The sequence below is a fragment of the Aeromonas fluvialis genome (assembly GCF_000819885.1).
GTDB lineage: Bacteria > Pseudomonadota > Gammaproteobacteria > Enterobacterales > Aeromonadaceae > Aeromonas > Aeromonas fluvialis.
The window spans coordinates 22389-28760 of sequence record NZ_CDBO01000043.1 but is presented as its reverse complement, the minus strand read 5'-3'; the positions used below and the strand labels follow the sequence as shown (position 1 = coordinate 28760).

The following is a 6372-nucleotide window of genomic DNA, read 5'->3' as shown; positions in this document are numbered from 1 at the left end:
TCGAGTCAAGCCTTATTTTCAAAGGCTTTTCGAGGCTATCGACTTGGCTTTCTGCGTTGCCGCTTGCCCTGTCGATGGAGGCGCATTATAGGGAGTGAATTCGTTCTGGCAAGGACAAATTACACGTTTTTTTGAGAAAACCGCACAGTAGTTCAAATAACAAACAGAAAGAGCAGCATTTGAACTGCAGCACACATTTGGGAGGCTTCTGACAGCCAGACTCTCAGCAGCGTCAACTCATATAAGCCATTTCAGGTTGTTGACGCGCCAGCCAAAGCTCTTCCATCTCCAGCAAGGTTTGATAGATTTTCTCCGCCTGCTCTGGTCGGCTAAACAGATATCCCTGTCCATACAGATGGATATCGGTTAGAGAACGCAAGACTTCCAGCTGTGCCTGAGTTTCAATCCCCTCACAAACCAGACTTTTGCCGAGCATGGATCCCATTCGACAAATATTGGCTAGCAACTCGGATGCCTCCAGAGAGCTATCAATCCCCTGAATAAAGGAGCGATCGATCTTCACCTTGCTCACCGGTAGCTTCTGCAAATAACTGAGTGATGAGTAACCAGTGCCAAAATCGTCCAATGCCAGCAGCACCCCCTGCTGATTCAGGTCCTGCATCAGTTGCAGAGAATTCTTCACTTCCCTCATGGTGGTATCTTCGGTGACTTCCAATACCAGACTACTGGCAGGCAGGTGATGCTCCATCAACGCCTTGGCCACCAGTTTAAGCAAATTGCGCTGGTACATGCCCGGCGAGATATTCACGCACATTTGCAGATCAACCATACCAAGCTGGTGCCACTGATAGAGCTGCTCGCAAGCTGTGTTCAGCACCCAACTGCCAACCCGTTCGGCAAGCTGGAACTCCTCAGCCACCATAATCACTTCGTTTGGCGGAATGAAGCCGAGCTCAGGATGCCGCCAGCGCAACAGAGCCTCGACCGCTTCGCAGCGGCCACTCTCGAGATTGACGATGGGTTGGTAATAGAGTTCCAACGCATTGTGTTCCAGCGCCATGATCATGTCCGAGGCAAGATGCTTGCGCCGCGCTGTCTCGTTGAGCAAGGAGTTATCGTAAATCACATAGGGGAGATGGGTCTTGCGACTATGGAACAGAGCCTGCTCTGCACGGCTCAATAACTCCTGGGTTTTGTCGCTATCCATCGGATAGAAGGCAATTCCGATCCCCACCTCGAGCCGGAAAGGATAATTGTCATAAATAATGTCTTGCTTCAGCGTGTGCAGCAACCGAGAGACTAACTCCCTGATCTGGCGAAGATCGCTGCTGCCACGCTGAATGATGGCAAATTGATCGCCGCCCAGCCGACCACTCCACTCCCCCTCTTCACATAGCAATCTGATCCGTCTGGCCAATTCATTGAGCAAAAAATCGCCTGCGTCATAACCAAACTTACTGTTGATATCCCTGAAGTCGTTGATATCGACCAGCACCAGCCCGAACGGAACTTCCTGTGTGGCATACAGTTCCATCCGCTCCAGCAAGGCAACCCGATTGGACAACCCGGTCAGTGGATCCCGTCTGGCCACCCTGAAATGGCGACGCCCTTCATATATAAGCAGCATGCTGAGTAGCAGCACTGAAATGACCAAACCGGAAACCATCAGCAACAAGGCATTGCGCAATAGGCCAAAATGGCGATCGTTCTCGGAATAGACGTTGATGTTCTTCTGCATCACAGATGCGAGGGAGTAGGAAAGCGGCTCTTGCAGCGGGGCAAGGCGCATCATTATCTGCTGATAGTCAGATGCCCCGCTCTGCAACTGGGTGATGTCGGGCTCTATTTGACGAATATTGGTTTCAATCAGCTGCACCAGACGCAAGGTTTTCTGCTTGTCCTGCATGCTCTTGCGCAGCTGACCGCTCAAAAGGATGGGGGTTCTGCTCCAGAGGATGTCATAACGCAGCATCAAGGTGTCATGATCAATCCCGCCATAGTGATAGACCTCTACCGCATTGAGAAAACGTCCGAGCTCCAGCTGCAACTGCATCAACGCCCAGGAGACATCATAGGTGTATTTCTCCATCGCTCTGGTCGCATTCTGGATTTGCATCAGGCAATAGAGGGTGCTCCCGGTAAACGACAGGATGGATACATACAGAATGACGAGCAGTGGCCACGCCCTGGTCTTTCCTTTCACCCCGTGCTCCCGTGACTCTTTTATCAGTGTTGAATATCTATCAGATTCAGCTGCCAAATCATCATGTCGGTATATTCGGAACGCTTCAGTTCCGGATATTGATCAAGCGGCAGCATAAACCAGAGCGGCCCCTTGTCACGCACCCGCATGACAGCGCCATTGTCTTCCCATGCGAGGATGGGCTCGTATTTGGCAACCTTGTCCCATTCAATGCGGATCTGGAAACTGTTCAGTGCCGTCAACGTAATGGTCTTGCCATCCGCACCGACTGCAGCCAATACATCGGCCAGTTTTGGGCCTCTGTAGGTGTGCGGCTTATCCACCCAAGGGTTGCCGGTCACTATCTCATGTTGCGGCAGAGCCTGCAGTTTTGCCAAATCAAACAACACCTTGCCATCAACGTCGTCTGCCGACCTGATGTTACCACCCACTTTCAGGATCACCGGCCCACTCAGTTCATCTGCAGCCATGACCGGCATGATGACCATGGCACACAGTAGCATCAGCCCACCCAATATTTTCATATCGCCCCCACATTTACGGTCTCAATAGACTCAGTTTAGCCAGATATAAAAAAACGGCTCGCCTTGGGCGAGCCGTTTCTCAAACAGAGCCAGGATGATGATTACATCATGCCCATGCCACCCATGCCACCCATGTCAGGCATAGCAGGAGCATCTTTCTTCGGCAGTTCGGTGACCATGCATTCGGTGGTGATCATCAGACCGGCGATGGAAGAGGCAAACTGCAGGGCGGAACGGGTTACCTTGGTCGGATCCAGGATGCCCATAGCCAGCATGTCGCCATACTGCTCGGTGTAAGCGTTGTAACCGAAGTTACCTTCACCGTTCTTCACTGCGTTGGCAATGACGGAGGCTTCTTCACCGGCATTGATCACGATCTGACGCAGCGGGGCTTCCATGGCGCGCAGAGCAACCTTGATACCCACGTTCTGGTCTTCGTTGTCGCCACGCAGACCCGTCAACTTGGCAGCAACGCGCACCAATGCGACACCACCACCGGCAACCACACCCTCTTCAACGGCAGCGCGGGTAGCATGCAACGCATCTTCCACGCGGGCTTTCTTCTCTTTCATCTCGACTTCGGTAGCCGCGCCAACTTTGATCACGGCAACACCGCCAGCCAGCTTGGCTACGCGCTCTTGCAGCTTCTCACGGTCATAATCGGAAGAGGTCTCTTCGATCTGCTGGCGGATCTGGGCAACACGGCCTTCGATCACACCGGCATCGCCCACACCATCGATGATGGTGGTGTTCTCTTTGGTGATAACGATGCGTTTGGCACGACCCAGATCTTCCAGCGTCGCTTTTTCCAGCTCCATGCCAACTTCTTCAGAGATGACGGTACCGCCAGTCAGTACGGCGATATCCTGCAGCATGGCCTTGCGACGGTCACCGAAGCCCGGTGCCTTGACGGCAGCGACTTTCACGATACCGCGCATGGTGTTGACTACCAGGGTAGCCAGCGCTTCGCCTTCTACGTCTTCGGCAACAATCAGCAGCGGCTTGCCAGCTTTGGCAACGCCTTCCAGCACCGGCAGCATTTCGCGGATGTTGGAGACTTTCTTGTCAACCAGCAGGATGAACGGGTCATCCAGCTCAACGGAACCGGTCTCTTGCTTGTTGATGAAGTAGGGGGACAGGTAGCCACGGTCGAACTGCATACCTTCGACAACAGCCAGCTCATCTTCCAGACCCTGACCATCTTCAACAGTGATAACGCCATCGCGACCCACTTTGTCCATAGCTTCAGCAATCAGCTTGCCCACTTTCTCGTCGGAGTTGGCAGAGATGGTGCCCACCTGAGCGATGGCATTGCTGTCAGCACACGGCTGGGACAGCGCCTGCAGCTCGGCAACGGCAGCCACAACGGCTTTGTCGATACCTCGCTTCAGATCCATCGGATTCATACCGGCGGCAACGGCTTTCAGACCTTCGTTGACGATAGCCTGAGCCAGAACAGTCGCAGTAGTGGTACCGTCACCGGCAGCATCGTTGGCCTTGGAAGCGACTTCCTTGACCATCTGGGCGCCCATGTTCTGGAACTTGTCTTCCAGTTCGATTTCGCGCGCAACAGACACACCGTCTTTGGTGATGGTCGGAGCGCCGAAGGATTTGTCCAACACCACGTTGCGGCCTTTCGGGCCTAGGGTCACCTTGACGGCATCAGCCAGGATGTTTACGCCTTCCAGCATCTTGATGCGGGCTTCGTTACCAAACTTAACGTCTTTAGCTGCCATTTTTCTTCAATCCTTAAATCAATTCGGGGAAAAGGAGGATGGATTACTCTTCGACAATCGCCAGGATGTCGGTTTCGGAGAGGATCAGGACATCCTGACCATCCAGCTTCTCGGTTTTGACACCGTAGCCTTCATTGAAGATAACCTTGTCACCAACCTTCACGGCCAGCGCTTTGACTTCGCCATTATCCAGGATGCGACCAGTCCCCACGGCAAGCACTTCACCACGGGTGGATTTCTGGGCCGCAGTACCAGTCAAGACGATACCGCCGGCAGATTTGGCTTCAGCTTCGATGCGCTTGATGATGACGCGGTCGTGCAGTGGACGAATTTTCATCGATAACTCTCCCAAAATGAGTCTCATTGTTGCTTTGAGGAATGGCCGTTCCAGGCCAAATCAGGTATGTCACTGATGTGGGGCAGAGTTGCTAACCCTTCAAGGGCAAATACAAAAAAAATATTTTCACGTACTATGAGCCCCCTCAATGGTTCACCCATGTCGCGACCCGGATGACGGATAACACACCCCTGCCCGGCGGCCATGGCAGCACCTTCAAAGCCAGCTGTAGAGACGAGCAATTGACCCGAATCAACCCCATGCTGACAGCCCCTATTCCGGTCGTACTGCGCCAGATGACGGGCCCCATGATCTTCGGCATCATCGCTATTCTGGCCTTCAATCTGGTCGATACCTTTTTTATCGGCATGTTGGGTACCGAAGCGCTGGCCGCCATCAGCTTTACCTTTCCGGTCACCTTTGTGGTCACCTCGCTGGCAATGGGATTGGGTGCCGGACTATCAGCGGTGATCGGTCATAGCCTGGGGCAGGGTAAGCATGCTGAAGCGGCCCATCTCGCCACCGACAGCCTGTTTCTGGCGGTGATCCTGGTGGCCCTGCTCTCCGCGGGGGGAGCCCTCACCATCAAACCGCTGTTTACCCTGCTGGGGGCCAGTGCCGAGCTTATCTCTCTCATCCATGACTACATGCTGATCTGGTATCTCACCGTCCCCATGCTGGTACTGCCCATGGTCGGCAATGCGGCCATCCGGGCGACAGGGGACACCAAAACCCCCAGCCTGGTAATGGCCGTGGCCGGATTGGTCAATGGCATGCTGGATCCCTTGCTGATCTTCGGCATCGGCCCCTTTCCCCAATGGGGGATCCGCGGGGCTGCCATCGCCACCTCCCTCTCCTGGTTGATGGCCATGCTGGTCAGTCTCTATATCCTGCGCCATCGAGAAGGCTTGTTGCTTTGGCATCTCTCCCCTTGGCCCAGATTGATGAACCATTGGCGCGCCCTGCTGCACGTGGCCGTGCCGGCCTCCTTTACCAATATGCTCAACCCCTTGGCCAATGCGGTGCTGATGACGATTTTTGCTGGTCTGGGTACCGAAGTGGTGGCCGCTTACGGCGCCGCATCACGGGTCGAGGCGCTGCTGCTGATCGTGATGATGGCGCTCGCCTCCGTGCTGGCCCCTTTCATCTCGCAAAACTGCGGCGCAGGCAATCCGGCTCGGGCAAAAGCTGCGCTGCAAAGCTGCATGGGTTTTGCGTTGCTGTTCCAACTCGCCATCTATGGCCTGACCTGGCTGCTTGCCCCGCTGATCGCCAATCTGTTTAGCGATCATCCGCAGGTCATTCGCCTCATCATTCTCTATCTGCACCTGGTGCCGATCGGTTACGGATTTCAGGGCATGGTGATGCTGCTGGCCTCGGCACTCAATGGCGTGCGGGCATCTAGCATCTCGTTTTTGTTCAATGGGTTACGGCTGTTTGGCTTTTTACTGCCGGGAGCCTGGCTAGGCGCAAGGTTGGGAGGAGAACAGGGGATCTATCTGGGGATACTGCTGGCCAATCTGGCGGCGGGCACCCTCGCATGGTGGTATGCCCGACACCGCTTCGAGGCGTTGTGCCATCAGGGCAAACCCTGATATCCCAACCCTCTGC

Annotated in this window: 5 protein-coding genes; 1 reads left to right on the top strand and 4 read right to left on the bottom strand. The window is 54.5% G+C overall.

The window, feature by feature from the left end:
• Window positions 1–232: 232 nt before the first annotated feature.
• The 4 genes from BN1125_RS09505 to BN1125_RS09490 all read right to left on the bottom strand — a co-directional run bounded on the left by BN1125_RS09505 (window position 233) and on the right by BN1125_RS09490 (window position 4761).
• Complete coding sequence (locus tag BN1125_RS09505) at window positions 233–2164, bottom strand: putative bifunctional diguanylate cyclase/phosphodiesterase (protein ID WP_042012029.1); 1932 nt, start codon at window positions 2162–2164, stop codon at window positions 233–235.
• Between the two features lie 23 nt (window positions 2165–2187).
• On the bottom strand, window positions 2188–2688 hold the full coding sequence (locus BN1125_RS09500) for a putative pterin-binding protein (RefSeq protein ID WP_042012028.1): 501 nt from the start codon (window positions 2686–2688) through the stop codon (window positions 2188–2190).
• Window positions 2689–2789: 101 nt separating this feature from the next.
• Window positions 2790–4424 carry a chaperonin GroEL gene (gene groL / locus BN1125_RS09495; RefSeq protein ID WP_042012027.1) on the bottom strand — a complete coding sequence of 545 codons (1635 nt, stop codon included), beginning with the start codon at window positions 4422–4424 and terminating at the stop codon, window positions 2790–2792.
• A gap of 43 nt (window positions 4425–4467) precedes the next feature.
• Complete coding sequence (locus BN1125_RS09490) at window positions 4468–4761, bottom strand: co-chaperone GroES (protein ID WP_005340573.1); 294 nt, start codon at window positions 4759–4761, stop codon at window positions 4468–4470.
• A gap of 260 nt (window positions 4762–5021) precedes the next feature.
• On the opposite strand from BN1125_RS09490, the gene BN1125_RS09485 reads away from it, so the two are divergent.
• The gene (locus tag BN1125_RS09485) at window positions 5022–6356 is read left to right on the top strand and encodes an MATE family efflux transporter (protein ID WP_244268489.1); all 1335 of its coding nucleotides are present in this window, start codon (window positions 5022–5024) and stop codon (window positions 6354–6356) included.
• The last annotated feature ends 16 nt before the right edge of the window (window positions 6357–6372 follow it).

Bases quoted from the DNA above. Each gene is read 5' to 3' on its own strand.
- BN1125_RS09500 (WP_042012028.1), bottom strand. From the start codon at position 2,688: ATGAAAATATTGGGTGGGCTGATGCTACTGTGTGCCATGGTCATCATG.
- groL (WP_042012027.1), bottom strand. From the start codon at position 4,424: ATGGCAGCTAAAGACGTTAAGTTTGGTAACGAAGCCCGCATCAAGATG.
- BN1125_RS09490 (WP_005340573.1), bottom strand. From the start codon at position 4,761: ATGAAAATTCGTCCACTGCACGACCGCGTCATCATCAAGCGCATCGAA.
- BN1125_RS09485 (WP_244268489.1), top strand. From the start codon at position 5,022: ATGCTGACAGCCCCTATTCCGGTCGTACTGCGCCAGATGACGGGCCCC.